Annotated in this window: 19 protein-coding genes and 1 pseudogene; 10 read left to right on the forward strand and 10 right to left on the reverse strand. The window is 72.7% G+C overall.

All coding sequences use genetic code 11. From position 1 onward, the window contains the following. The 3 genes from ACZ5VD_RS05705 to ACZ5VD_RS05715 all read left to right on the forward strand — a co-directional run. The coding region (locus ACZ5VD_RS05705; RefSeq protein ID WP_468680989.1) for a cytochrome c oxidase subunit I at positions 1 to 1,017 on the forward strand (1,017 nt) is incomplete at its 5' end. Next, complete coding sequence (locus tag ACZ5VD_RS05710; protein WP_468680991.1) at positions 1,014 to 1,364, forward strand: hypothetical protein; 351 nt, start codon at positions 1,014 to 1,016, stop codon at positions 1,362 to 1,364. The genes ACZ5VD_RS05705 and ACZ5VD_RS05710, both read left to right, overlap by 4 nt. Positions 1,365 to 1,619: 255 nt before the next feature. Next, positions 1,620 to 2,849 carry a glycosyltransferase gene (locus ACZ5VD_RS05715; RefSeq protein WP_468681646.1) on the forward strand — a complete coding sequence of 410 codons (1,230 nt, stop codon included), beginning with the start codon at positions 1,620 to 1,622 and terminating at the stop codon, positions 2,847 to 2,849. Positions 2,850 to 2,917: 68 nt separating this feature from the next. On the opposite strand, the gene ACZ5VD_RS05720 is transcribed toward ACZ5VD_RS05715, so the two are convergent. The 3 genes from ACZ5VD_RS05720 to ACZ5VD_RS05730 form a co-directional block, all read right to left on the reverse strand. Further along, on the reverse strand, positions 2,918 to 3,580 hold the full coding sequence (locus ACZ5VD_RS05720) for a TetR/AcrR family transcriptional regulator (RefSeq protein ID WP_468680993.1): 663 nt from the start codon (positions 3,578 to 3,580) through the stop codon (positions 2,918 to 2,920). A 182-nt stretch (positions 3,581 to 3,762) separates the two neighbouring features. Next, a complete protein-coding gene (locus ACZ5VD_RS05725) occupies positions 3,763 to 5,628 on the reverse strand; it encodes a cellulase family glycosylhydrolase (RefSeq protein ID WP_468680995.1) in 1,866 nt (621 codons plus the stop codon). A gap of 75 nt (positions 5,629 to 5,703) precedes the next feature. After that, positions 5,704 to 7,674 (reverse strand): GTP-binding protein, encoded by a 1,971-nt coding sequence (locus ACZ5VD_RS05730; protein WP_468680998.1) that lies wholly within the window; start codon positions 7,672 to 7,674, stop codon positions 5,704 to 5,706. 289 nt (positions 7,675 to 7,963) lie between these two features. Between ACZ5VD_RS05730 and ACZ5VD_RS05735 the strand changes: the two are divergent. Both ACZ5VD_RS05735 and ACZ5VD_RS05740 read left to right on the forward strand, forming a co-directional pair. Next, a pseudogene (locus ACZ5VD_RS05735) lies at positions 7,964 to 8,535 on the forward strand (VWA domain-containing protein); the annotation flags it as partial. Then, entirely contained in the window at positions 8,528 to 9,649 is a 1,122-nt protein-coding gene (locus tag ACZ5VD_RS05740) for an XdhC family protein (RefSeq protein ID WP_468681000.1), read from the forward strand. The pseudogene ACZ5VD_RS05735 and the gene ACZ5VD_RS05740, both read left to right, overlap by 8 nt. A 302-nt stretch (positions 9,650 to 9,951) precedes the next feature. On the opposite strand, the gene ACZ5VD_RS05745 is transcribed toward ACZ5VD_RS05740, so the two are convergent. After that, positions 9,952 to 10,452, reverse strand: a complete 501-nt coding sequence (locus tag ACZ5VD_RS05745; RefSeq protein WP_468551405.1) for a metallophosphoesterase family protein — start codon at positions 10,450 to 10,452, stop codon at positions 9,952 to 9,954. Between the two features lie 180 nt (positions 10,453 to 10,632). Here ACZ5VD_RS05745 and ACZ5VD_RS05750 point away from each other — a divergent pair, with 180 nt between their 5' ends. Both ACZ5VD_RS05750 and rfbC read left to right on the forward strand, forming a co-directional pair. After that, positions 10,633 to 12,615 carry a glycosyltransferase family 2 protein gene (locus ACZ5VD_RS05750; protein ID WP_468551404.1) on the forward strand — a complete coding sequence of 661 codons (1,983 nt, stop codon included), beginning with the start codon at positions 10,633 to 10,635 and terminating at the stop codon, positions 12,613 to 12,615. Positions 12,616 to 12,619: 4 nt separating this feature from the next. After that, positions 12,620 to 13,228 (forward strand): dTDP-4-dehydrorhamnose 3,5-epimerase, encoded by a 609-nt coding sequence (gene rfbC / locus ACZ5VD_RS05755; RefSeq protein ID WP_468551403.1) that lies wholly within the window; start codon positions 12,620 to 12,622, stop codon positions 13,226 to 13,228. 86 nt (positions 13,229 to 13,314) lie between these two features. On the opposite strand, the gene ACZ5VD_RS05760 is transcribed toward rfbC, so the two are convergent. From ACZ5VD_RS05760 to ACZ5VD_RS05785, 6 genes are all read right to left on the reverse strand, one after another. Further along, positions 13,315 to 14,118 (reverse strand): class I SAM-dependent methyltransferase, encoded by an 804-nt coding sequence (locus ACZ5VD_RS05760; RefSeq protein WP_468554221.1) that lies wholly within the window; start codon positions 14,116 to 14,118, stop codon positions 13,315 to 13,317. Beyond that, positions 14,115 to 14,990, reverse strand: a complete 876-nt coding sequence (gene rfbD, locus ACZ5VD_RS05765; protein ID WP_468554220.1) for a dTDP-4-dehydrorhamnose reductase — start codon at positions 14,988 to 14,990, stop codon at positions 14,115 to 14,117. The genes ACZ5VD_RS05760 and rfbD overlap by 4 nt, the downstream gene beginning before the upstream one ends. Further along, positions 14,987 to 15,964 (reverse strand): dTDP-glucose 4,6-dehydratase, encoded by a 978-nt coding sequence (gene rfbB / locus ACZ5VD_RS05770; protein WP_468554219.1) that lies wholly within the window; start codon positions 15,962 to 15,964, stop codon positions 14,987 to 14,989. Before rfbB ends, rfbD begins: the two co-directional genes overlap by 4 nt. Next, complete coding sequence (locus ACZ5VD_RS05775) at positions 15,961 to 17,028, reverse strand: glucose-1-phosphate thymidylyltransferase (RefSeq protein ID WP_468554218.1); 1,068 nt, start codon at positions 17,026 to 17,028, stop codon at positions 15,961 to 15,963. The genes rfbB and ACZ5VD_RS05775 overlap by 4 nt, the downstream gene beginning before the upstream one ends. A gap of 84 nt (positions 17,029 to 17,112) precedes the next feature. Then, positions 17,113 to 17,292, reverse strand: a complete 180-nt coding sequence (locus ACZ5VD_RS05780; RefSeq protein ID WP_468554217.1) for a hypothetical protein — start codon at positions 17,290 to 17,292, stop codon at positions 17,113 to 17,115. A gap of 218 nt (positions 17,293 to 17,510) precedes the next feature. Beyond that, positions 17,511 to 19,967: a SpoIIE family protein phosphatase gene (locus ACZ5VD_RS05785; protein WP_468554216.1), complete on the reverse strand. Its 2,457-nt coding sequence runs from the start codon at positions 19,965 to 19,967 to the stop codon at positions 17,511 to 17,513. 198 nt (positions 19,968 to 20,165) lie between these two features. Here ACZ5VD_RS05785 and lanKC point away from each other — a divergent pair, with 198 nt between their 5' ends. The 3 genes from lanKC to ACZ5VD_RS05800 all read left to right on the forward strand — a co-directional run bounded on the left by lanKC (position 20,166) and on the right by ACZ5VD_RS05800 (position 24,828). Continuing rightward, complete coding sequence (gene lanKC / locus ACZ5VD_RS05790) at positions 20,166 to 22,796, forward strand: class III lanthionine synthetase LanKC (RefSeq protein ID WP_468681002.1); 2,631 nt, start codon at positions 20,166 to 20,168, stop codon at positions 22,794 to 22,796. A 60-nt stretch (positions 22,797 to 22,856) separates the two neighbouring features. Then, positions 22,857 to 22,973 (forward strand): SapB/AmfS family lanthipeptide, encoded by a 117-nt coding sequence (locus ACZ5VD_RS05795; protein WP_468554214.1) that lies wholly within the window; start codon positions 22,857 to 22,859, stop codon positions 22,971 to 22,973. A gap of 88 nt (positions 22,974 to 23,061) precedes the next feature. Continuing rightward, positions 23,062 to 24,828, forward strand: a complete 1,767-nt coding sequence (locus tag ACZ5VD_RS05800; RefSeq protein WP_468681004.1) for an ABC transporter ATP-binding protein — start codon at positions 23,062 to 23,064, stop codon at positions 24,826 to 24,828. Positions 24,829 to 25,175 lie beyond the last annotated feature (347 nt).

Consider the following 25,175-nt stretch of genomic DNA (forward strand, 5'->3'; position numbering starts at 1 on the left):
CTGCTCGCCTTCCCGGTCCTGGCCGCGGCACTGTTCGCCCTGGAGGCGGACCGCAAGTTCGGCGCGCACGTCTTCGACTCCGCCAACGGCGGCGCTCTCCTGTGGCAACACCTCTTCTGGTTCTTCGGCCACCCAGAGGTGTACATCATCGCCTTGCCCTTCTTCGGGATCATCTCCGAGGTGATCCCGGTCTTCAGCCGCAAGCCGATGTTCGGCTACATGGGCCTCATCGCGGCGACCATCTCCATCGCGGGCCTGTCCGTGACCGTGTGGGCCCACCACATGTACGTCACCGGCGGCGTCCTACTGCCGTTCTTCTCCTTCATGACGTTCCTCATCGCCGTACCGACCGGCGTGAAGTTCTTCAACTGGATCGGAACCATGTGGAAGGGAAGCCTGAGTTTCGAGACCCCGATGCTCTGGGCCACCGGCTTCCTCATCACGTTCGTGTTCGGTGGTCTGACCGGTGTCATGCTCGCCTCGCCGCCGCTCGACTTCCCGACGTCCGACACCTATTTCGTGGTGGCGCACTTCCACTACGTCGTCTTCGGCACCGTCGTCTTCGCGATGTTCTCCGGCTTCCACTTCTGGTGGCCGAAGATGACCGGCAAGATGCTCGACGAACGCCTCGGGAAAATCACCTTCTGGACACTGTTCATCGGCTTCCACGGCACCTTCCTCGTCCAGCACTGGCTGGGCGTGAACGGAATGCAGCGCCGGATTCCGGACTATCTGGCGGTGGAGGGTCTGACGACGCTCAACTCCCTGTCGAGCGTCTTCTCCTTCCTTCTCGGGCTGTCGCTCCTCCCCTTCTTCTACAACGTGTGGAAGACGGCCAAGTACGGCACGCCGGTCACCGACGACGACCCGTGGGGCTACGGCCGCTCGCTGGAGTGGGCCACGTCCTGCCCGCCGCCCCGGCACAACTTCACGGCACTGCCCCGGATCCGCAGCGAGTCCCCCGCCTACGACCTGCACCACACCCCCTCGCGGGAGAGGGAGTTGACGGCACGGTGAGCGTCGAGGACACGCGGAGGGCGCGGGGAATCCGGGACTTCCTGGGCGATGTCGAGGGACATCTCCTGCTGGCCGCCACCCGCGAGGAGAGCCGCAGCGCCGCCGCACGGTTCGGTGCGCCCCTGCACTGGCTGACCGACGCCCAACGGGCCGAGGTGGAGAGCCGGTTCGAGGCCGAGTACCTCGTTCTCGCCCACCTCTCCTGGCAGCGCACGGCAGCGCGGGCCCGGGAGTTGCGGGGCGAGTACGAGGACACGTACCGACGTCTGCGGCGCCGCCTGCTGGCCTGTTGCCTGCTGGGCGGCGCCGCGATGTCGACGGTCCTGCTGCTGGTGTGTCTCGCCTAGCGAGGCGTCACGTCACCGTCCACGTCCGGTTGCCGCCGCCGTTGCAGGACCGCAGCACGGGCAGCGACCCGTTGGCCGTGCCGTTGCTGTTCGCGTCCGGGGGGAGACCGGCGTCGACATCGGTCAGGGTGCCGCCGGCGTTCGCGTGGGCCGATATTTCGCACGTAGGTCGGCGTGAAGTCGCCGCTGTGCACGGGTCGTTCGCCCGCGGTGACGTGCCGGGCCGCCATACTGACCGTCGTGCGCGTAGCGATCATGACGGCGGGATCCCGGGGTGACGTGGCCCCCTACACCGGCCTGGGGCACGGCCTCGCCCGGGCCGGACACGAGGTCACCCTGGTCACCCACGCCCGCTTCGAGCCGCTGGCGGCCCGGGCGGGGCTCTCGTTCCATCCGCTGCCGGTGGACCCGCGGGCCGAGCTGGAGTCCTCGCGCGGGCGGGGACTGCACCGCAGCACGACCGGCGTGGGCAAGCTGGTGCGGGTGGCGGCGATGGCACGGGCGGTCGCCGGGCGGATGACGGACGACCTGGTCACGGCGGCCCGCACCAGCGACGCACTGCTCCTCGCCGCCTCCGTCGGCCCGCTGGGTCACGCCATCGCGGAGGGACTGGACCTGCCGAGCCTCGGTGTCCACCTCCAACCCCTCTCCCCCACAAGGGAGTTCGCCCCACCGATGCTGGGCGTCGGTTCCTGGGGACCGGTCGGCAACCGGCTGGCCGGCAGGGGCGTGAGCCTGGCCGTCGAGCAGGTCTACGCCGGTGCCGTACCCCCGCTGCGGGCCCGGCTTGGACTGCCCCGCGCCCGCACGACCGCGGGCCTGCGAGCCCGGGAGCGGCAGGGCTGGCCGGTGCTGCACGGTTTCAGCCCGCTGGTGGTCGCCCGGCCGCGCGACTGGCGGACGGGACTGGACGTGGCGGGCTACTGGTGGCCCTACGACACGACGGACCGGCTTCCGGCCCGGCTGGAGGAGTTCCTCGCCGCCGGGACGCCGCCGGTCTTCGTCGGGCTGGGCAGTGCGACCGTGCCCGATCCCGGGCGGGTGGGTGCCGTGATCGTGCGGGCGCTGCGGGCGGCCGGGCTGCGCGGGGTGATCCAGCGGGGCTGGGCCGGTCTGGAGGCCTCCGGGGAGGACATGCTGACCGTCGGCGAGGTCCCGCACTCCCTGCTCTTCCCCCGCATGGCGGCGGTCGTCCACCACGCGGGCGCCGGCACCACGGCGGCCGGGCTGCGGGCGGGCGTACCCGCCGTGCCGGTGCCTGTCCAGTTCGACGAGGGGTTCTGGGCGGCACGCCTGGTCGGCCTGGGGGTCGCCCCGTGCGCGCTGCCCCTGCGCCGGCTGAGCGGCGACGCGCTGGCCGCGGCGCTGGTACGGGCCACCGGTGATCCCGGGCATGCGGAGCGGGCGCGGGCGCTGGGGGCGCGGATCCGGAGCGAGGACGGGATCGCACCGGTGCTCGACGCGGTGGAACGGCTGCGTCACTAGACGCGCTCGGACACCTCGCGCGCGTCACACCCCGGCCGTCGGACCTCCCGTGTGCCACCTCTGCGGCGTCACACCCCGGGCGACCACCCCGGAGGCCGCATGATCCCCAGCAGCTGCCGGACCAGTTCGTCGACCACCTCGTCCAGCGTGGCCTCCACCCACCCCGCGTTCCAGTCGTGCAGCAGACCGTTGACGCTGCCGATGAAGGCCGTCGCGGCGAGCCGGTAGTCGTCGCGCGGGGCGGCCTCGCCGCGCGCCACGGACGTCCCCGCCTCGGCGCACACGAGGTCGACCCAGCGGGCGCGGCGGACCAGGCGCTGCTCCTCCAGACGCGGGCTGACGCCGATGATCTCGACGAAGGTGATGCGGACGCGCCGCGGATCGGTGGTGACGTTGGCGGCGTAGGCGCGGAAGATCGCGGCGGCCCGTTCGGCGAGCGGCAGGTGGCGCGAGTCGGCCACCGCCGCGAGCACGGCCTCCTCGGCCCAGTCGTTGACCTGGAGGTGCAGGGCGGCGAGGACGTCCTCCAGGGTGCGGAACTCCTCGTAGAACTGGCGGGTGGAGAGCCCGGCGGTCTCGCTGAGCGCGGCGACGGTGGTGGCGCGGTATCCGGGGACGTCGCCGAAGAGCTGAAGTGCGGCGTTCAGGAGGCGGCGGCGGCGGTCGGCCTGCCGTTCCTCGGCCGACTTGCCGCCGTAGCGGCCGGTCGGCGCCTTGAGCCTGCCCGTCACCCTGCCTCCCTCTCCTCGCCCCGTGTCACACGTCCGATCATCCGCCTGACGACCGATTTTGTCGTGTACGCAGCCCTGTGGAGAAGGACACTTCGTCTTACTCGGCAGTAAGTTGACAGGACGAAGCCGATGCCCCTCGCATGGAGCGGGGCACCGGCTTCGGCCGTGTGGTCGCGCGCGGCTCAGTCGACGTTCTGCGCCGCCCAGGCCGACAGCTCGGCGCGGGCCGCGTTCAGCAGGGTCGACGAGGGGGCCGTCGCCCCGTTGGTCACCAGCGCGTAGTGCAGGACGCCGTTGTCGGGTGCGGTGAGCAGGAGGCGGCGGCTTCCGGTGCCGCCCGGTTCGGGGGCCGCCGCGATCGGGGTCGTCCTGGTGTACGCCGGCGGGGCGTAGGACGTGCCCAGGTCGGAGACGACCGTGGTGGTGGCGGTCGGGAAGGACGCCGGGAGGTGGAGTTCGGTGGGCGCGGCCGAGCCGTCGGAGCGCCATGCCAGCAGACCGTACTGTCCCGAACCCACCAGCCGGGAGACGTTCGGGAGGGAGCTCGGGACGGGGTTCCAGGTCAGGGTCGTGGAGCCGTCGCGGGAGCGGTCCTCGTAGGTGAAGGCGACGGTCGAGCCGGCGGTGGCGCTCGGGTAGACGCGGTCCAGGAGCCGGGCGTCCTGGCGCAGTACGGCCGTTCCCGCGTCGTTGAGGCCCACGGCGGAGAGGTCCTCGTCGTTCCAGGCGTCACCGGTGGTGAGCACCTTGTCGGGGTTGTCGTTCATCAGCTCGTGGTGTCGTCCGTTGTAGATGTCCCACTGCCACTGCGAACCGGACAGGACCGGACCGGAGGCACTCGGGTTCGACCACCAACTCGCGCCCGGGACACGGGAGTCGAGGGCCTGGTACATGGCCTTGAGGACGGTCGGCGCCTTGTCGGAGACGTTGCCGGCCAGGGGGTGGCCGAACTCGCTGACGATCGCCGCCGTGTGGGTGGCCGCGGCCCGGTCACGGACGGTTTTGAAGTCGCCCGCGTACTGGCCGTCGGCCGCCTTGCCCCACATGAAGATGCCGGAGATGGCCTTCTGGTCGTAGAAGTGGGTGTTGAAGACGTAGTCCGGGCCCAGGGTGCCGGCGTCGAGGAGCCCGCCCTCCTGCTTCTGGAAGTCGAGGTTGGCGTTCCAGAACAGGTTCGGCTCGACGAAGGCGGGCTTGTCCTGCCAGCCCGCCGTGTCCATCCGGGCACGGAACTTGACGTAGAACGGCCACAGGACGTCCTTCTCCCAGGCCCTGCTGGTCTGCCCCGCGTCGTAGCTGCCCGCGTGCGGTTCGTTGTACGGGTCGAAGCCGGCGACACCCGTGAACTGGGCGGTGGTGAGGTTCTGCCGCAGATACGTCATCGTCTTCTGGGCGGTGGTGAGGAACGCGTCCTGGATGCCGTAGGCGTTGTGCCAGAAGTCGTACGACGCCTCCGTCACGGCCGCGTTCGAGGTGATGTTCTGGCCCCAGAAGGGGCAGATCCCGCAGTACTCGTCGGGATAGTCACCGAGGTCGACGGCCCACTTCGGCGCCCCGTCGCCGGTGTACCAGCTGTCGGAGTCGAAGAGCCAGCGGGAGTAGAGGTCCTGGTGGAAGTCGGGGTACACGCGGATGCCGGCGTCGAGGAACGCCCCCATCTGCGCGGTGGCGGCGGCCAGGTAGGAGGTGCTGACCTGGCCGCGCACGGGTTCCGCGTAGGCCCAGGAGAGCAGGAAGCGGACCGTGTTGCCGCCACCGAGGGTACGCAGCGCGGCGGCGGACTTCCTCGCGTCGGCGACGGAGGCGAACGGCAGGCCGTTGTTCTCCTTGAGCTTGGTCTCGCCGGAGACGTTGTAGCCGCGGAGGACCACCTCGCGGCCCTGGCCGTCGGTGAAGCGGCCGTCCTGGACGGTGAGGGGGGTGTCGTCGAACCAGAGGGAGTCGGGCAGGGCTTCGGCGGTGGCGGGTCGCAGACCCGTCGCCGTCAACAGTCCGGAGAGGACAACCAGAACAACGAGCAGACGCGCACGCATATTCGGCATGTCCATTACAGTCCGGTGATTTCGGGACAACGTCAACACCTGGTGACTGTTGAGTAAGTTTCTACTTTGGCGGGTGGGACCTCACCCGCCCACCCTGCGCGTCGTGTTCAGCAGGTACTCCTTGCGGTTCAGCGGGTTGTTGTCGGTGCGTGACCTGCGCGGAACCGTGCCGTGGGTGACGGGCGCGTAGTGGTCGAAGGCGCTCTCCCACTCCCCCTCACCACGGGTCAGTCCCGGCAGCCGCTGCTCCAGCTCGTGCACCCGGTCCGCCGGAACGGCCCCTTCCAGCACGCAGATCGCGCCATGCGTCTCGGTGGTCCGCGGTACGGCCCGCAGGGCGGCGAGCACCGGCAGCAGGGCGCCGAGGGTGTCCGCCGGGGCCTCGACGCGGAACCGGTGCATCGGCTCGTGGACCCGGGTGTCCGCCCGCCGGAGCGCCTCGACGAGGACCAGCGGGGTCAGCCCGCGGAAGTCGGCGCCGGTGCTGGACATGCTCTTGTCGAAGCCCTGGTGGGCGTGGCTCTGCCGGGGCCAGTAGCCGCAGTGCGTCAGGGTGACCGTGCAGTCGGTGACCTGCCAGCCGTTCAGGCCCTGTCCGAGGGTCTCGCGCACGGTGTCCTCGATGGCCTTGAAGAAGGCGTACGGCATGGAGCCGAGCTCCACCTCCAGCCGGAACCCGATGCCCGTGCCCGGCGGCGCCGGATCGACACGCAGGCCGACGGTCGCCAGGAAGGGGTTGGCGTCCTTCTTGATGAACTCGCGCGCCGCGCCCGTGCCCGCCGGGCGTTCGACGCACAGGGGCGTGGTCTCGCGGAAGGTGACGTCGAGCCCGAACTCCTCGGCCAGGGTGGCCTGGACGACCTCCTTCTGCACCTCGCCGTACAGGGACACCGAGGTCTCCCGCCGGACCTCGTCGTGTCGCAGGCCGATCAGCGGGTCCTGCTCGGCGAGCCGGGTGAGCGCGAGGTGCAGGGCCCGGCCCTCGGTGTCCGGCCCGGGGACGACGACGGTCTCCAGGGTGGGCGGGGCGAAGAAGTGGCCGTGGGCCGAGCGGGGTTCGCCCAGGGCGTCGCCGATCCTGACGTCGGTGAGCCCCCACAGCCTGGCGATCCGGCCCGCGGGTACGGTGTCCCGGCGGTCGTCGGAGCCGTCGTCGAAGACGCTGATCGCGGTGATCCTGCCGTCCTCGCGGAGGTCGGGGAAGGGAATCCGGTCGCGGGTGCGCAGGGTTCCGGAGAACATCCGCGCGTAGGCGATCTTCTCCCCCGCCGGCCCCCGTTCCACCTTGAAGACGGTGCCGAAGAGCGGTCCGTCGGGGTCGCCGTCCGCGGCGGGCAGCAACTCCCTGATGCCCTCGGTCAGTTCGTCGATGCCGGCGCCCGTGACGGCGGAGCCGAAGTAGACGGGGTGCACCAGGCACCGCCGGGTCGCGTCGGCGAGGGCCGCGCGCAGCCCGGCGTCGGACAGTGTGCCCTCGACGTAGGCGGACAGCAGGTCGTCGTCCCGCGCGGCGAGGATGTCCAGCGCGGCCGGGCCCAGGCCGGGCACGAAGCGGGCGTCCCGGGTGCCGAGTCCGGCGGTGGTGCCCATCGGGACCGCGGCGGGCGTGAGCCGTTCGGAGACCGCCCGCAGCACGGCCTCGTGGCGCGCGCCGCGCCGGTCGATCTTGTTGACGAAGAGGAGCGTGGGGATGCGCAGGCGTCGCAGGGTCCGCAGCAGCACGCGGGTCTGCGCCTGGACGCCCTCGACGGCCGAGACGACGAGCACCGCGCCGTCGAGGACACCGAGGACCCGCTCCACCTCGGCGATGAAATCGGGGTGGCCGGGGGTGTCGATGAGGTTGACGGTCACGTCGTCGACCGCGAAGGAGACGACGGCGGACTTGATGGTGATGCCGCGCCGGCGCTCCAGCGCGAGGGTGTCGGTCTGTGTGTTCCCGTCGTCGACGCGGCCGATCTCGTCGATCACTCCGACCGAGTGCAACAGCCGCTCGGTCAGGCTGGTCTTACCGGCGTCGACATGGGCGAGGATGCCGAGATTGAGCGAGTGCACGAAGCGTCATGTCCTTCGAAGAGGGAGTCGTTCCTTCCGGGGCGGACATGAACGGTGCGCGCATTGCTGCTCCTGGATCGTGCGGCGACAAGGTCATGTGAAGTCCAGCAGAGCCGGGGCCTCCTCGGCAACGGATTAACGCTCAGCCCATGTCGTCCGGCCCCTCGCCCCCGCTGCGCCGCGGTCCTGGAGCGACGCCCCTCACGTCCCGTGATCCTGGGAGGGCACATGACCCGTATCTGGGTGAGGGTGGACGGCACGACGTACCAGGACGGGGTGGAGCCCCGCGGGCGGCGGCGAGCCCGCGCGGCTGCGGCGCCGGGGGCGGACCGTGCTGCCCCGCCGGGTCGTGCTGCTCGTCGACGTCAGCGGCTCGACGGTGCCGTACGCGGACGCGTGGCTGCGGTTCGCGCACGCGGCGGCGCGGGGCACCCGGACGGAGGTGCGCACCATCGGCTCCCGGGTGACCCGGGAGCTGTCGCACCGCGATCCCGACCTGGCGACGGCCGCGGTCGCGGCGGCCGTGCCCGACCGGCGCGGCGGCATCCGGCTCGGCGCACTGCTGCGGGAGTTCCTAGACCGGTGGGGACAAGCGGGGCATGGCACGCGGCGCGGTCGTCGTGCTGCTCTCGGACGGCTGGGAGCGTGGCGATCCGCAGCCGCTCACGGACCGGATGCGACGCTTGCACCGGCCGGCGCACCGGGTGATCCGGGGCGATCCGCGCAAGGCACGGCCCGGCTACGCGCCCCCCGGCGGCCGGGACGGCGGCGCTGCCGGGCGTGGACGCCTTCGTCGAGGGGCACAGCCTGGCCGCGCCGGAGCGTCCGGCGGCGGCGGTGAGAGGAGCCGACGATGCGTGAGATCCTCCCGGCACTGAACGACTGGTACGCGTCCCGCGCGCCCTTCGGCCTGGCCACGGTGGTGGCGGTCAGCCACAGTACGCCGCGCGATCCCGGGGCGGCGATGGCCGTCGGACCCGGCGGTGAGGTCGTGGGCAGTGTGTCCGGCGGCTGTGTCGAGGGCGCGGTCTTCGAGCTCGCCCAGGAGGTGGTGGCGAGCGGGGAGGCCCGGCTGGAGACCTTCGGGTACAGCGACGCGGACGCCTTCGCGGTGGGGCTCACCTGCGGCGGCGAGATCACCCTGCTGGTCCGGCCCGTCACCCCGGAGTCGGACCCCTCCTTCGGCGCGGTGGCCGAGTCGGTCGCCGCCGGCCGCCCGGTGACCGTGGCCACGGTCACCGACGGGCCCGCGCCGCGTGGAGCGGCCCTCGCGGTGTGGCCGGACCGGGTCGCCGGCACCCTCGGCACGGAGGGTCTGGACGTGGCGGTCACGGCCGACGCGCGCGGCGAACTCGGCCTGGGCGCCACGGGCCTGAGGCACTACGGCCCGCGCGGCGAACGCCGGGAGGACGCCGTCACCGTCTTCCTGCACTCCTTCGCGCCGCCGCCGCGCATGCTGGTCTTCGGCGCGATCGACTACGCGGCGGCGGTCGCCCGTATCGGTGACTTCCTCGGCTACCGGGTCACGGTGTGCGACGCCCGTCCGGTGTTCGCCACACCCCAGCGCTTCCCGGCGGGCGTCGAGGTGGTCGTGGAGTGGCCGCACCGCTATCTCCGGGGCACCGACACCGACGACCGCACGGTGATCTGCGTCCTCACCCACGACCCCAAGTTCGACGTGCCGCTGCTGGAGGAGGCACTGCGCCGGCCGGCCGCGTACATCGGGGCGATGGGCAGCCGCCGTACCCACGACGACCGGGCGAAACGCCTGGCCGACGCCGGACTCGGCGAGCGCGAGCGGTCCCGGCTGCGCTCCCCGGTGGGGCTCGACCTCGGCGCCCGGACACCCGAGGAGGTGGCCGTGTCCGTCGCCGCGGAGATCGTCGCGCTGCGCTGGGGCGGCAGCGGCGGCCCGCTGACCGCGACGGCCGGAGCGATCCATCCGAGCGGTTCCCAGCCCCGGAGAGGCCGGTGACGGCCTCACCGTCCAGGCCGGGCTGCCTCACCGGGGTGAGGAGCGGATGCGCCCGCTGGGGGAGCCCGGTGGCGGGCGGACGGCGTATCCGGGCGATGGTCGCGGGCCCGCCGGCCGGCTCCGCGGGGCGACCGTCCGGGCACCGGGCGAACCGACGGTGCGGGGCCGACCCGCGGGGGCAGACGTCGCACGACGGACGAGGGCACGCGTGTCCTCGTCGGCACCTCCCACCCGGAAGGAGGTCCGTGACAGCGCACACCCACGGCGCCCGGACCGCTTCCCACGCACAGGGCGGCCCGGGCCTACCGCGGGGGCAGTCGGTGCAGCGTCACGTCCAGGAGGCGGCCGTCGGTCACCGACGCGGTCAGGTAGGTGCAGTGGGGCTGGCGGCGGCGGTCGGTCGGCGAGCCGGGGTTGAGCAGCCGTAGACCGGTGGCCGCGGTGGTGTCCCAGGGGATGTGGCTGTGCCCGAAGACCAGCACGTCGGTGTCGGGGAATCGGGCGGCACAGCGGGCCTCGCGGCCCTGTGCGGTGCCCGTCTCGTGGACCACGGCGAACCGCAGACCGTCGAGTTCGGCGTACGCCACCTCGGGCAGCCGGGCCCGCAACCGTGGTCCGTCGTTGTTGCCGTACACGGCGACCAGTCTGGTGCTGCGGCTCTCCAACAGGTCGAGGGTGGCCGGGTCGACCCAGTCCCCGGCATGGAACACGACGTCGGCGCGCGGGAGTTCGGCGAGCAGCGGCGCGGGGAGTTCCTTGGCGCGCCGCGGGAGGTGGGTGTCGGACATCAGCAGGAGGCGCACGGCGTCAGATTACCCGCGCGGCACGGGTACACGGCCTGCGGGCCCAGCCCCGTCTGCGGGACACACCGGGTCCTTCGCCGGAGGGCCGACGACGGACAATGGGCCCAATGGGGTTAGCATCTGCCCACGCGTATCAGCGACATCACCCACGGCAAGCGACCTGAGGGGGCCCGGAGCCCGATGCCGGTGAAGGTCAGTGTCATCGTTCCCGTCTACAACCCGGGGACCTATATCGAGGACTGCATTTCCTCGTTGCTGAGGCAGTCGCTGCCTCCCGACGAGTACGAAGTGATCTTCGTCGACGACGGTTCCACCGACGGCGCACCCGCCCGCCTGGACGAGGTGGCCGCCGACGACCCCCGGGTGACGGTCGTCCACCAGGAGAACTCCGGTTGGTCGGGCAAGCCCCGCAACGTGGGGATCGCCGCCGCCAAGGGCGAGTACGTCATGTTCGTCGACAACGACGACTACCTCGGCGACGAGGCCCTTGAGCGGATGTACGACTACGGGGTGGCCAACGGCGCCGACGTCGTCATCGGCAAGATGGCCGGCAAGGGGCGGCCTGTGCCGGTGGAACTGTTCCGCCGCAACCATCCGCGCGCCACCGTCGAGAACGCCCCGTTGATCGACAGTCTCACCCCGCACAAGATGTTCCGCCGGAAGTTCCTCGACGACATCGGGCTGAGATTCCCGGAGGGCCGTCGGCGGCTTGAGGACCATGTCTTCGTCACCGAGGCGTTCCTGCGCGCGGACAACGTGTCCGTGCTCAGCGACTACGTCTGCTACTACCACGTCAAGCGTGACGACGCATCCAACGCGGGTTTCCAGCGCTTCGAGCCCGGTGGCTACTTCAAGAACCTCCGCGAGGCCCTGGACGTCGTCGAGGAGTACACCGAGCCGGGACCACTGCGCGACCGGCTGATGCGGCGTTGGCTGCGCAACGAGATGGTCGAGCGCATGCGCGGCCGACGGTTGCTGGCCCTGCCCGCGGACTATCGCAGGGAGTTGTTCGACGAGATCCACGGGGTCGTCGTCGAGCGCTTCGGGCCCGGGGTCGCCGCCGGGCTCCCGCCGACCCAGCAGATCGTCGCCGCGCTGATCGCCGCCGACCGGTTCGACGACGTGGTCGCGTTCGCCGAGTGGGAGTCCTCCGTCACCCTCACCGCCAAGCCCGAAGGGGTGCGGTGGGAGAAGGGGGCGCTGCGGATCGACCTCGTCACCGAGTACGCCGTCGGCGGTGTGCCGATGACGTTCCCGGCCGGTGCGGCGGGCAGCGCGCCCTCGGACGCCCCGGAGGATGTCGCCGAGGCGGTCGCCCGGGTGGCGGCCGACAGCGTCACCCGGTTCGGGTCGGCCACGGCGGACCTGCTGCTGCGGGAACGCGCCACCGCCGCGCAGTACTTCCAGCCGGTGGAGGTCACCCGGGAGATCGTCCCGGACGAGGCGGGCGGGCCGGTCCGTCTGGTGCTGCGTGCCTCGGCCCTCGTCGACCCCGCCACCGCGGCCGACGGTGCCCCGGTGAACGGCGGGCTGTGGGACTTCTTCGTCCGGGTCAGGCTGGGCGGCTGGACCAAGGAGTGCCGGCTGGGCCCGATCCGTCCGGTCCCCCGCAAGGACCGGACGGCCACGTCCGGGGGTGTGGCGGCCGGCCGTGTGGTGCTGCCCTACTGGACCGACCCGCACGCGAATCTCGCCCTGGACGTGGACCGCGCCACGCAGCGTCTGGGCCTTGGCACGCTCACCCCGCAGGACGTCACCGTCACCGGCGACCGGCTGCGCGCACCGCTGCCGCTGCACGTCCCGGGCGACACCGAGGTGCTGCTGCGGCTCACCGGCAGGACCGGGCGGGAGGTCCGCGGCACGCTGTCGCCGGCGCCGGACGGCTCCGGGGCACTGCTGGCGGCCGAACTGCCCGTCGCCGACCTCGCGGGCGCGACCTGGCAGGTGGCGCTGAGCCCGGCTCCCGAGGCCGACACACCGCGTTTCCTCCTGCTGCCGCTGGCGCTGCGCGTCGGGGCGGCGGGCGTGGAGGTGGTGCGCCCGGTGCGCCCGATCCGCCCGCCCGGGCCGGGTGGCGTACAGCGGCTGGTGCGCCGGACCCGGCGGGTACTCGGACGGATCCGGCGCAGGGCCGCGTCCCGGATCAGGACTTGGAGGGCTTGAGAGCGTGCGATCACTGGGGATCGAGGGTGCCTGGGTGCTGGAGCCCAAGGTCTTCCCTGACGAGCGGGGCACCTTCCACGAGTGGTTCCGTGGGGAGGAGTTCCGTGCGGCCACCGGCTACGACCTGTCGCTGGCGCAGGCCAACTGTTCGGTCTCGCGGCGGGGCGTCCTGCGCGGCGTGCACTTCTCCGACGTGCCGCCCGGCCAGGCCAAGTACGTCAGTTGTGTGCGGGGCGCCGTCCTCGACGTGGTGGTCGACCTGCGGGTCGGCTCGCCCGCCTTCGGGCAGTGGGAGGCCGTCCGGCTCGACGAGGAGAACCGGCACGCCGTGTTCCTCGCCGAGGGGCTCGGGCACGCCTTCATGGCGCTGACCGACGACGCGACCGTGGTGTACCTGTGCTCGACCGGCTACGCGCCGAACCGCGAGCACGGGGTGAACCCGTTGGACCCCGCGCTGGGGCTTCCCTGGCCCGAGGGGATCGAGCCGGTGGTGTCGCCGAAGGACGCCGAGGCGCCGTCGCTGGCCGAGGCGGAGCGGTCCGGGCTGCTGCCGTCGTACGCGACCTGCTCGGCGTACTACGAGCGGCTGCGGGCCGGGCGGTCCGACGGCTGAGGGACGAACGGTGAGCGGCCCCCGGCCGTCCACCGCCCGTAACAGGGCGGTGGACGGCCGGGGGCCGCTTCCTTGCGCGGGTCGGCTCAGTGACTGGAGGAGTACGGCTCCAGGGCCTTGCGCAGCGGGTCCAGGCCGCGGGAGCGGCGGACACCGAGGTTGCGGGCCTTGGTCAGCGAGCCCCAGAAGGAGGCTTCCAGCAGGTCCTTGGCGGGGACCGCGCGGACTCGTTCCAGGATCGCCTCGGGCACCTTCTGCGGGTCCGGGACGTCGAACTCGGCCATGATCTCGTCGTACTTGTCGTGCAGGACCGTGTTGTCCGGGTCGGCGCCGAAGACGATGAGCTGGCCGGTGGGCTTCGTGTCGACGTGGACGGTGACCAGGTCGGGGCGGTAGCGGTTGAGGATCTCCGCGACCTTGTAGACGTCGCCGGTCCAGGCGTCGGTGTGGCGGTCGCGGGCGGCCTCGTCGATGTTGCGGGGCAGCATGTCGTCGAGGACGATCACGCTCGACCAGTCGGAGTGCTTCTCCACGTTCATGAAGTCGCGCAGCGCGTACTCGAACAGGTGCATGCCGTCGATGAACGACAGGTCGAGGGTGGTGCGCCGCCAGTAGCCGATCGGGCTGCGGCCCCGGCGCAGGTTGCGCACCGGGTGGCGACCGCCCTTGAGGTGGCCGAGCGGGTTGTCCCGGGCGAAGAAGTCGTCACTGGTGGCCTTCACCAGATGGACGTCGCACCGGATCTCGGTGACCACCTTGAACGCGGGGTCGATCGCGATGCTGGGGACGCGCGACAAGGTGAGACTGCGACCGTCGTTGACCCCGATTTCGAGGTAGTTGCGGTTGGCGCAGACCTTGTGCAGGTCCCGCAGGAACTCATGGCGTTTCACGCAGGGGACTCCTTGCGGATCCGAGGAAGGGCTTCATTCAGGGCGGAACGCCACTCACGCAGCGGCGGCAGGCCCAGCGACTGCCAGCGGCCGTGCGCGAGAGCGCTGTAGGCGGGACGGGGTGCGGGCCTGGCGAAGGCCTCGCTGCCGACGGGGCGCACCCGGTCGGGGTCGGCGTCGAGGAGCCGGAACACCTCGCGTGCCAGGTCGTACCAGCTGGCCTCGCCGGAGGCGGTGGCGTGCAGGACTCCGCTCGCGTCGTCGCCGACGCGCGGGCCGAGGTCGGCGATGCGGGCGGCGACGTCCGCGCTCCAGGTGGGCTGGCCGCGCTGGTCGTCCACGACGTCGACGGTGTCGCGGCGGGCTTCCAGTTCGGTCATCGTCCGGACGAAGCTGCGGCCGTGCGCGCCGTACAGCCAGGCGGTGCGCAGAACGACGCTCGCGCCGGGGAGTTCACGCAGGACGGCCTGTTCACCGGCGAGCTTGGTACGGCCGTACGCGGTGCGCGGGGCCGGCGGATGGTCCTCGGGGTACGGCGTGGTGCGGGCGGCGCCGTCGAAGACGTAGTCGGTGGAGACGTGGACGAGCCGCGTGCCGTGTCGCGCCGCGGCGCGGGCGAGCAGGCGCGGGCCCTCGCCGTTGATCAGCAGCGCCCGCTCCTCGTCGGTCTCGGCGTCGTCGACGGCGGTGTGGGCGGCGCAGTTGACGAGGATCTCGGGCCGGTGCTCGCCGAGGACCCGTTCCACGTCCTCGGCATCGGTGATGTCCAGGGCGGCCCGGTCCAGGCCCGTCACCTGCTCGCCCCGGCCGCGGAGTTCGTCGACCATGTCGTGGCCGAGCATGCCGCCCGCGCCGGTGACCAGCCACCTCATGACAGCCCCTGCGCACGCCGCTTGAGAGGCTCCCACCAGGCGCGGTTGTCGCGGTACCAGGCGACGGTGTCCGCGAGACCGGAGGTGAAGTCGTGCCGAGGGCGGTAGCCGAGTTCGGTGCGGGCCTTGGAGCAGTCCACGGAGTACCGCAGGTCGTGGCCCTTGCGGTCGGTGACGCGGTCGACGCGGTCCCAGTCGGCGCCGCAGGCGTCGAGGAGCAGGCCGGTCAGTTCCCGGTTGCTGATTTCGGTGCCGCCGCCGATGTTGTAGATCTCGCCGGGGCGGCCCTTGGTGCGCACGAGTTCGACGCCCTGGCAGTGGTCCTCGACGTGCAGCCAGTCTCGGACGTTGAGTCCCTCGCCGTACAGCGGGACCCTCCCGCCGTCGAGGAGGTTGGTGACGAAGAGCGGGATGACCTTCTCGGGGAACTGGTGGGGGCCGTAGTTGTTGGAGCAGCGGGTGACGCGGACGTCCAGGCCGTGGGTGTGGTGGTAGGCCAGGGCGAACAGGTCGGAGGACGCCTTGGAGGCGGAGTAGGGCGAACTCGGCCGCAGCGGATGGTCCTCCGGCCAGGAGCCCTCGTCGATGGAGCCGTAGACCTCGTCGGTGGAGATGTGCACGAAGGGGCCCACGCCGTGCCGCAGCGCCGCGTCGAGCAGGGTCTGGGTGCCGACGACGTTGGTGAGGACGAAGTCGTCGGCGCCGGCGATCGAGCGGTCGACGTGCGACTCCGCGGCGAAGTGCACGACCTGGTCGGCCTCGGCCATCAGCTTGTCGACGAGTTCCGCGTCGCGGATGTCGCCCTGCACGAACTCCAGGCGCGGATGGTCGAGTTCGAGGTTGTCGAGGGTGCCCGCGTAGGTGAGTTTGTCGAGCACGGTGATCCGGGGCGCGTCGGGCGCCTCGTCCGCGAGCAGCGTGCGGACGTAGGTCGAGCCGATGAACCCGGCGGCGCCGGTGACGAGGAGGTTCATGTGTGGATCTGCACCTTGCTGTGGTCTCCGAGGACGAGGCGGTGGGCACTGGGCACGTTGGGTGCCGGGGTCACCTCGACGTGGCGGCCGATGAGTGAGGACTCGATCCGGCCCACTCCGTGGATCGAGGAGTCGCGCAGCACGATGGAGAACTCCACCTCGCTGTCGGTGATCCGGCAGTTCTCCGCGATGGAGGTGAAGGGACCGACGTAGGAGTCGCGGACCAGGGTTCCGGCGCCGATGATGACCGGGCCCACCACGCGCGAGCCCTCCACTCGTGCGCCTTCCTCCACGATGACGCGTCCCACGGTCTCGGACGCCTCGTCGACCTCGCCGTCGATACGGCGGTCCATGGTCTCCAGCACCCTGCGGTTGACCTCCAGCATGTCCGTGACGTTCCCGGTGTCCTTCCAGTAGCCCTGGATGACCGTGGAGCGTACGTCGGCGTGGACGTCGATGAGGTGCTGGATGGCGTGGGTGATCTCCAACTCGCCGCGCCAGGACGGCTCGATGGCGCGCACCGCGTCGTGGATCGCGGAGGTGAAGAGGTACACCCCGACCAACGCGAGGTCGCTCTTGGGATGTTCCGGCTTCTCCTCCAGGCTGATCACATGGCCCTGCGGGTCGAGTTCGGCGACGCCGAAGGACCGTGGGTCGGGAACGCTGGTGAGCAGGATCTGGGCGTCCGGCCGGTGGCTGCGGAACTCGTCGACGAGGCCGGTGATGCCGCCGACGATGAAATTGTCGCCCAGGTACATCACGAAGTCGTCGTCGCCCAGGTAGTCCTGGGCGATCAGCACGGCATGGGCGAGTCCGAGGGGGCGTTCCTGGGGGATGTAAGTGATCTCCAGGCCGAACTTGGAGCCGTCACCGACGGCTTCCTGGATCTCGGCGGCGGTGTCACCGACGATCACTCCGACGTCGGTGATGCCGGCTGCGGCGATCGACTCCAGGCCGTAGAACAGGACAGCTTTGTTGGCGACGGGCACCAGCTGTTTGGCCGAGGTGTGCGTGATCGGCCTCAACCGCGTACCGGCGCCGCCGGACAACACGAGAGCCTTCATCTGCGTCACCTTAGCCCGGTCGAACGGACCATGGCGAGTGCGTGGCCTTCGCGTGACGGCCGGTGCACGGCGGTCGGTTACGGGTCAGTCCTCGCCCCGGAAGATGTTGCCCTCCGCGCCCGGCTGTACCGCGGGTGCCGTGCCGTCGTCCGCCACCGCGGGCAGACAGGTCCGCGGGGCGGCTCCGCCGCGCAGCCGACGGGCCCTGGACCAGCCCGTCTCGGGCCTGCGGGGGACGGGTTTCTCGCTGGTCTGCGCGGTCACGGCGCTTCATCTTCCTTCTGCGTCCGGTCCTGGCCCCGGCCCGCTCCGGGTCCGGGGGCTCGATCGTCTGTGCCGTGACACCGGGTCCCCGCCACCGGTCCCGCCAAACCGGCGTGTCCCCCCGCGGGCGCCGGTTCCGCACTTCCGTGCGGGCTGTCGTCCCCAGGTGTGTCGGGCCGGGCCGCGCCGAGGTCGCGGAGGCACCCCGGCGGGTCTCCTCATCCCTCCAACGAGACCTCGCTCCACACCTGTTTGCCGCCGCTGACCGGCACGGTCCCCCAGGACGTCGACATGGCCTCGACGAGGAGGATGCCGCGGCCTCCGGTGGCCTCCCAGCCGATGCTGGTGGGCTTGACGGGGGTGCGCGGGGAGGAGTCGGCGACGGCGACGCGCAGCCGGTGGTTGACGCGGGTGAGTTCGAGGCGGACCTGTCCGTCGGTGTGGACGAGGGCGTTGGTGACGAGTTCGGAGACGACGAGCAGGATGGCGTCCCGGGCGTCCTGCGGGACACCCCAGGTGCGCAGGGTGCGGCGGGTGAAGCGGCGGGCCTGTCCGACGGCCTGGGGGACGCGCCACACGGTCCAGCTCTCCCTTTGCGGTCGGACGGCCATGCCGTCGTAGCGCATCAGGAGCAGGGCGACGTCGTCGCTGCGGCGGGCGTTGCCGAGCAGCGCGTCGGCGACGAGTCCGAGGTGGGCGGGGTCGGAGGCGGCCAGTTCGCCGGCGAGACGGCCCATGCCCTCGTCGATGTCGGCGTCGGCGGACTCGACGAGGCCGTCCGTGGTCAGGGCGAGGACCGTGCCGGGCGGCAGCCGGAGCGGGCTCATCGGGAAGTCGGCCTGGGTGACCACGCCGAGCGGCGGGCCGCCGTCGTCCTCGGGGATCTCCGTGCTGCCGTCGGCGTACCGCAGCACCGGCGGGAGGTGCCCGGCGCGCACGTACCAGGCGGAGCCCTCCTCCAGGTCGACGTCGACGTAGGCGCAGGTGGCGAAGAGGTCGGTCTCCATGTCCACGAGGAGGCGGTTGGCGTGCGAGACGACGACGTCCGGGGGGTGGCCCTCGACGGCGTAGGCGCGCAGGGCGGTGCGCATCTGGCCCATGAGGGTGGCGGCGCCCGCGTTGTGGCCCTGGACGTCGCCGATGACGAGGGCGACGTGGTTGTCGGGCAGGGGGATCACGTCGTACCAGTCGCCGCCGAGTTCCAGACCCGCCGTGCTCGGCAGATAGCGGGCGACGGCGACCGCGCCGGGGAGTGCGGGCAGCCGGCGGGGCAGCAGCTGGCGTTGGAGCATGCCGACGAGTTCGTGTTCGGCGTCGAAGGCGTGGGCGCGCATCAGGGCCTGTCCGGCGAGGCCGGCGGAGGCGGTGAGCAGGGCGCGTTCGTCGGGGCCGAAGTCGTGCGGGGTGTCCCAGCCGATGAGACAGGCGCCCGCCATCCGGCCGGCGCCGGGCAGCGGCAGCACGGCGAGGCCGCCGGGGCCGACCTCGGCGAGCGCGGGTTCCAGGGCGGTGCCGGCCGGCCAGATCTGGGCGCGGCCCTCGCGCAGGGCGGCGGCCAGGGTGGGCATGGAGCGCACGGGCGCGTCGGGCCATTCGGAGCGCCACTCCGTGCGCCACAGCTCGGGCCAGCTCTCCGGTTCGGGCGGGTCGAGGACGGTGACGACGAGCCGGTCGCCCTCCAGTTCGGCGAGGGCGATCCGGTCGGCTCTCAGGGGCCCGCGCAGTGCGGAGACGACGGCCTGGCTGACGTCACGGACGGTGCCGGCGATGGCGAGGGCGGCGGCCAGCCGCTGGACGCGGGCCACGTCGGTGACGTCGGAGCGCAGCGTGGAGGCGTCACCGACGGTGCCGACCAGCCGGGCCGGACGGCCCTCGCCGCCGGGCAGGAGACGGCCGCGCAGCCTGAGCCATTTGGGTGGTCCGGCGGGCTGCAGGATCCGGAACTCCAGCTCGCGGTCGCCGATGGACATGTGGCCGGCCTCCACCACGGACATCAGCGAGGGGAGGTCCTCCGGCACGGTGAGGCCGAGCAGTGTCTCGACCTTGCCGTCGAACGCGCCGGGGGCGAGACCGAACAGGTCGAGGATGTCGGCGCCGACCTCGACGCGGCCGGTGTCCATGGCGAGGCTGAAGGCGCCCGCGGACAGTTCGCCGGTCTCGGTGTGCTCGGCGCGGGCCGGGCAGGCGACGGCGTCGGCGATCAGTTCGAGGCACTTGCGGCCGTCGGTGTCGAAGCCGGCCGTGTCCTCGCTGAGGGCCAGCAGACAGGCCCCGCCGTCGTCGCCGTGGGCCGGCAGGGCCGCGAGGTGGAACTCCCGCGCGGGGGCCCGCCGGGACTCCGCGCAGGTGGCGAGTTCCTCGGGGCCGAGCCAGACCGGGCGGCCGTCCCGCAGGGCCTCGGCCACCGGGGAGCGGCCGGCGCGGTCGTAGGTGTCGCGCAGCCCGTACAGCGATCTCGGCACACCGGCGGACTCGGCCAGGCACAACAGGTCGCCGTCCTCCCCCGGTGTGTACACGGCGGCGAAGGTCGCGCCCGCGAAGACGAGCGCCTGTTCGAGGACGCGGTGGAGTCGATCGGGTGAGTCCGGATCGTCCGTGAGCGTTCTGAGGGCAACTTCGGCACGCAGCGTTCTCGTTCTGCGTCCCGGTGCGCCCTCACTGACCACGTTCGCCATTACAGCGCTTATGCGGCACCCGCGCAGCCCCTGGGACCGTTCCGTGGAGTCACGGAGAGAGACGGTCCGTGTTCGAGACTCCCCGAACAGGTGTTGACCCATGCGTTCTGCACGGCGTTCTCGTGACAGCGGTGACTGTCCGTGGCCGGGGCCCGCTGGGAGGCTCGTTGCCGGTTCCACCAAAGGGGGACGCGACGCATGGACAAGCGGTACGAGGTGTACGCACTCGCCGACCGGCACTTCTACGAGAGCCCGGACCGGCTGTCCGCGGCGGGCGGGACGGCCGCGCCGCTGTACGAGACGGCCCGGCGTGAGGTGCCCGAGGGCTGGCACGCGGCACGGTTCGGCGACTGGCTGACGCTGACACCCCTCGACCCGGACGGCTCCTCGCCCACCGGGACGGCCCAGGGCTGGAAGATCCACGCCTCGGCCACCCGGGAGAACGCGGAGCGGATCGCCGCGATCGTGTGGGACTACTGCGTGGCCCGGCGCATCCCCTTCAAGTTCGTGCCGGGCCCGCATCTGCTGCATCTGCGCAACACCAAGTACGCGGGCCGCGACACCAGCGGCAAGTTCGTCACCGTCTACCCGGCCGACGAGGAGCGGCTGCACGAGGTGCTGCGCGAGCTGGGCGCGCTCCTGGAGGGCTTCGAGGGGCCGTACATCCTCACCGACCTGCGCTGGAACGACGGCCCGCTGTACGTCCGCTACGGCGCCTTCGCGCGGACCTTCGTCGTCGACGAACGCGGTTCCCTGGTGCCCGCGGTGCGGGACGGGTCGGGTCGGCTGGTGCCGGACCGGCGGGCGCCGTCCTTCCAGGTGCCCGAGTGGGTGACGCTGCCGGCCTTCCTGGAACCGCAGCTGGCGGCCCGGAACACCACGACGGTGGGCGAGCTGCCGTACCGGATCGAGAAGGCGCTGCACTTCTCCAACGGCGGCGGGGTGTACCGGGGCGTCGACACCCGGGACGGCAGCCGGGTCGTCCTCAAGGAGGGGCGGCCGCACGCGGGGCTGGCCTCCGACGGGGCCGACGCGGTCGCCCGCCTGGAGCGGGAGAAGTACGCCCTGGAGCAGGTGTCCGGGAGCGGTGTGGTGCCGCAGGTGCGGGACTGGTTCCTGCTCGGCGACCACCGCTTCCTGGTCATGGACTTCCTGGAGGGCCGCCCGCTCAACTCGTTCTTCGCCGAGCGCCACCCGCTGCTCACCCCGGACCCCGATCCGGCGGCGGTGGCCGCCTACACGGCGTGGGCGGTGCGCATCCACGGGGCGGTGGAGCGGGCGGTGGAGACGGTGCACGCGCGCGGGATCGTCTTCAACGACCTCCATGTCTTCAACATCATGGTCGCCCCCGACGAGGAGTCGGTGTCCCTGCTCGACTTCGAGGCCGCGGCGCCCGTCTCCGAACAGGGCCGCCAGGTCGTCGCCCACCCCGGGTTCTTCGCCCCGCCGGACCGCACGGGCATCGACGTCGACCGGTACGCGCTCGCCTGTCTCCGGCTGGCCCTCTTCCTGCCGGTCACCACCCTGTTCGTGGTGGACCGCGGCAAGGCGGCCCACCTCGCGGAGATCATCGCCGACCAGTTCCCGGACGTACCGAAGGAGTTCCTGGACGAGGCGGTCACGGAGATCACCCGGAACGTGGCCACCAGCCCCTCGGGACCATCGGCACCGTCGTCGCCGCTCTCCTTGGTGGAGCCCGGCGACTGGCCCCACAGCCGCGACTCCATGGTCAAGGCGCTCCTCGCCTCGGCCACCCCCGAGCGCGACGACCGGCTCTTCCCCGGGGACATCACCCAGTTCTCCGAGGGCGGCGGCCTCGGTCTCGCGCACGGGGCGGCCGGGGTGCTGTACGCGCTGGACGCGGTCGGCGCCGAACGGTACGACGAGGGCGAGCAGTGGCTCCTCGACCACTGCGCCCCGCCGCCGATCGGCACGCCGCTGGGCCTCTACGACGGTCTCGCGGGCGTCGCCCACGTCCTGGGCCGCCTCGGCCACCGGCAGCGCGCCCTCGACCTGGTCGACGGGATCCTCGGCGAGCGCTGGCAGAACCTCTCCTCCGACCTGCACGGCGGGCTGGCCGGGCTCGGTCTGGTCCTGGACGACCTGGCCCGCACGACCGGCGAGCCGGAGGCGGCCGAGCGGGCCGCCGAGGCCGCGCGGATCCTCGTGCGGCGGCTCGCCGAACCGCGTCCGGACACGCCCCGGCCGCGGGCCGGGCTGCTGCGGGGCTGGAGCGGGCCCGCGCTGTTCCTGCTGCGGCGGTACGAGCGCACCGGCGAGCCGGAGCTGCTGGCCGCGGCCGGGCGGGCGCTGCGCCGGGACCTGGCGTGCTGCGTGGCCCGCGAGAGCGGCGAGCTGGAGGTCGACGAGGGCTGGCGGACACTGCCCTACCTCGGGGACGGCAGCGCGGGCATCGGGATGGTCCTGGACGACTACCTCGCCCACGCCACCGAGGACACCGGGGAGTTCGAGCGGGCCCGCGCGGGCATCCTGGCCGCCGCCACCTCCCGCTTCTACGCGCAGCCCGGTCTCTTCCAGGGCCGCGCCGGGATGATCCTGCACCTCGCCCGCACCACCGCGCCCGGCACCGGCGGCGACCGGCTCGCCGAACAGATCGCCGGGCTCGGCTGGTTCGCGATGTCCTACCAGGGCCAACTGGCCTTCCCGGGACACCAGATGATGCGGCTGTCGATGGACCTGGGCACCGGAACGGCGGGATGCCTGCTCGCGCTCGGCGCGGCCCACCCGGCCCCCGGCGGTCCGGCCACCGCTCACCTGCCGTTCCTGCCGCCGCTCCGGCGGCCCATAGAACGCGGTTCCGCGACCTGACGGAGCCGTGAACCGACCCCGTCCCCACGGATGGACAACCTCTAGAGGAAGGAACACGAGATGGCACTTCTCGACCTGCAGACGATGGAGTCCGACGAGCCCACCGAAGGCGGCGGCCCCAGCACCCTGAGCCTGCTGTCCTGCGTCAGCGCGGCGAGCATCACGCTCTGTCTCTGACCGACACCGCGCACCCACGGCCCCGGGCGGCCCTTCGCACGAAGGACCGCCCGGGGCCCTGCGCACCATCCTTCGGATGTGAGGCCGCATGACCACCTGCGCCGAGAAGGAGCCGGCGGCAACGGCCGCCCGGCACAGCGGTGTTCACTGTGTGGCCCTGGGTCTGGTGAGCACCGCCGCGACCGGCGCCGGACTGCTGCTGCCGGCCGCGCTGGGCCGGGCCCTGGACCTGCTGCTGGCGCAGAGCCCGGCGACCCGCTGGGTGCTGTACTGCGCCGGGCTGGTTCTCGTGCTCGCCCTGCTCGACGCGTGCCAGACCGTGCTGGGCGGCACGGTAGACGCCCGGAGCACGGCGTGGCTGCGCCGACGGCTGACCGGGCATGTCCTGGACGTGGGCCCCCGGTTGGGCGCCCGCTTCGGCCCCGGCGACCTCGTCGCCCGGCTGGTCGGCAACGCCGCGCAGGCCGGTACCGCCCCGGCCGCCCGCGCCGCGCTGCTCGCCGCGCTCGCCGGACCGGTCGGCGGCGTCGTGGCCCTGGCCCTGATCGACCCGTGGCTCGCGGTGGTGTTCCTCGCCGGGGCCCCGGTACTGGCCCTGCTGCTGCGGACCCTGTCCCGGGACACCTCCCAGTGCGTGACGCGCTACCAGGAGGTGCAGGGACGGATCGCGTCCGCGCTCGCGGAGGCCGTCGAGGGCCACCGCACCATCGCCGCCGCCGGCACGGCGGACCGGGAGACCGCGCGGATCCTGCGTCCGCTGCCCGAACTCTCCCGGGCCGGCCACCGGATGTGGCAGGTGCAGGGGCGGGCCGCCGGGCAGGCCGTCGCCGTGGCCCCGCTGCTCCAGCTCGCGGTCGTGGCCGTCGCCGGGGTGCTGCTCACCCGGCACCGGCTGTCCGTGGGCGAGGTGCTCGCCGCCTGGCGGTACGCGGTCCTGGCCGCCGGGGTCGGCGTACTGGTCGGACAGCTCGCGGGACTCGCCCGGGCCCGGGCGGCGGCGGGACGGCTCGACGAGGTCCTCGCCGCACCCGCCCCCTCCCACGGCCCGCGGCGGCTGCCTCCCGGCCCCGGCCGGCTGGAACTGCGCGGGGTGACCGCCCGGCGCGGCGGCCGGGCCGTGCTCGACGGGCTCGACCTGGTCGTCCCCGGCGGGACGACCCTCGCGGTGGTCGGCCGGTCGGGTGCGGGCAAGTCGCTGCTCGCCGCGCTCGCCGGGCGGCTCGCCGACCCGGACGCCGGAGTGGTGCTGCTCGACGGGGTGCCGCTGCCCGAGCTGACCCGTGAGGAGGTGCGCCGCGCGGTCGGCCACGCCTTCGAACGCCCCGCGCTGCTGACCGGCACCGTCGAGGAGGCGATCGGCCTCGGTCTGCGATCCCCCTCCCCCACCCGTGTCCGGGAGGCCGCCCGCACGGCCCACGCGGACGATTTCGTCCGCCGCCTGCCGCACGGCTACGACACACCCTGCGCCGAGGCCCCGCGCTCCGGCGGTGAGTCCCAACGCCTGGGCCTGGCACGGGCGTTCGCGCACGGCGGCCGGCTGCTGGTCCTCGACGACGCGCTCTCCAGCCTGGACACGGTGACCGAGGCCCGGATCACCGAGGCCCTGGTGAGCGGCGGTTCGGGCGGCACCCGTCTCCTGATCGCCCACCGGGCCGCCACCGCGGCGCGCGCGGACGCGGTGGCATGGCTGGACGGGGGGCGGGTGCGGGCGGTGGGCCGACACGAGGAGCTGTGGCGGGATGCCGGATACCGGGCCGTGTTCGGGGGGTTCACGGGGGTCGGGGAGTACGGGGAGCCCGACGCGTACCTGGAGCCTGCCGAGTCCGGGAGGCCCGGGGAGGGGGAGTCGTCGTGACCGGGACGATCCACCGGCTCGGGGGCCGTTTCCTGCGGGAGCGGTGGCGGGTACTGGTGCGGCTCGGCGGCTGGTCGGTGCTGGAGACCGGACAGACCTTCCTCACCGGGTACGCCCCCGCCCGCGCCCTGGACGCGGGGTTCCTCGCCGGACGGCCGGAGGTCGGCCTCGGCTGGCTCGGGGTGGCCGGGCTCGGCGTCGTCGTCGGCGCCTTCGGCACCGCGCGGGTGTACGACGCGGTGGCCGCGCTGGTGGAACCGCTCCGGGACCGGCTCGTGACCCGGGTGGTCGCGCGCGGGGTGCGGGAGGCGGACCGCGGGGCGCTGTCCGGACTCACCCAGCAGGTG

The sequence above is a fragment of the Streptomyces sp. NPDC032822 genome (assembly GCF_055578825.1).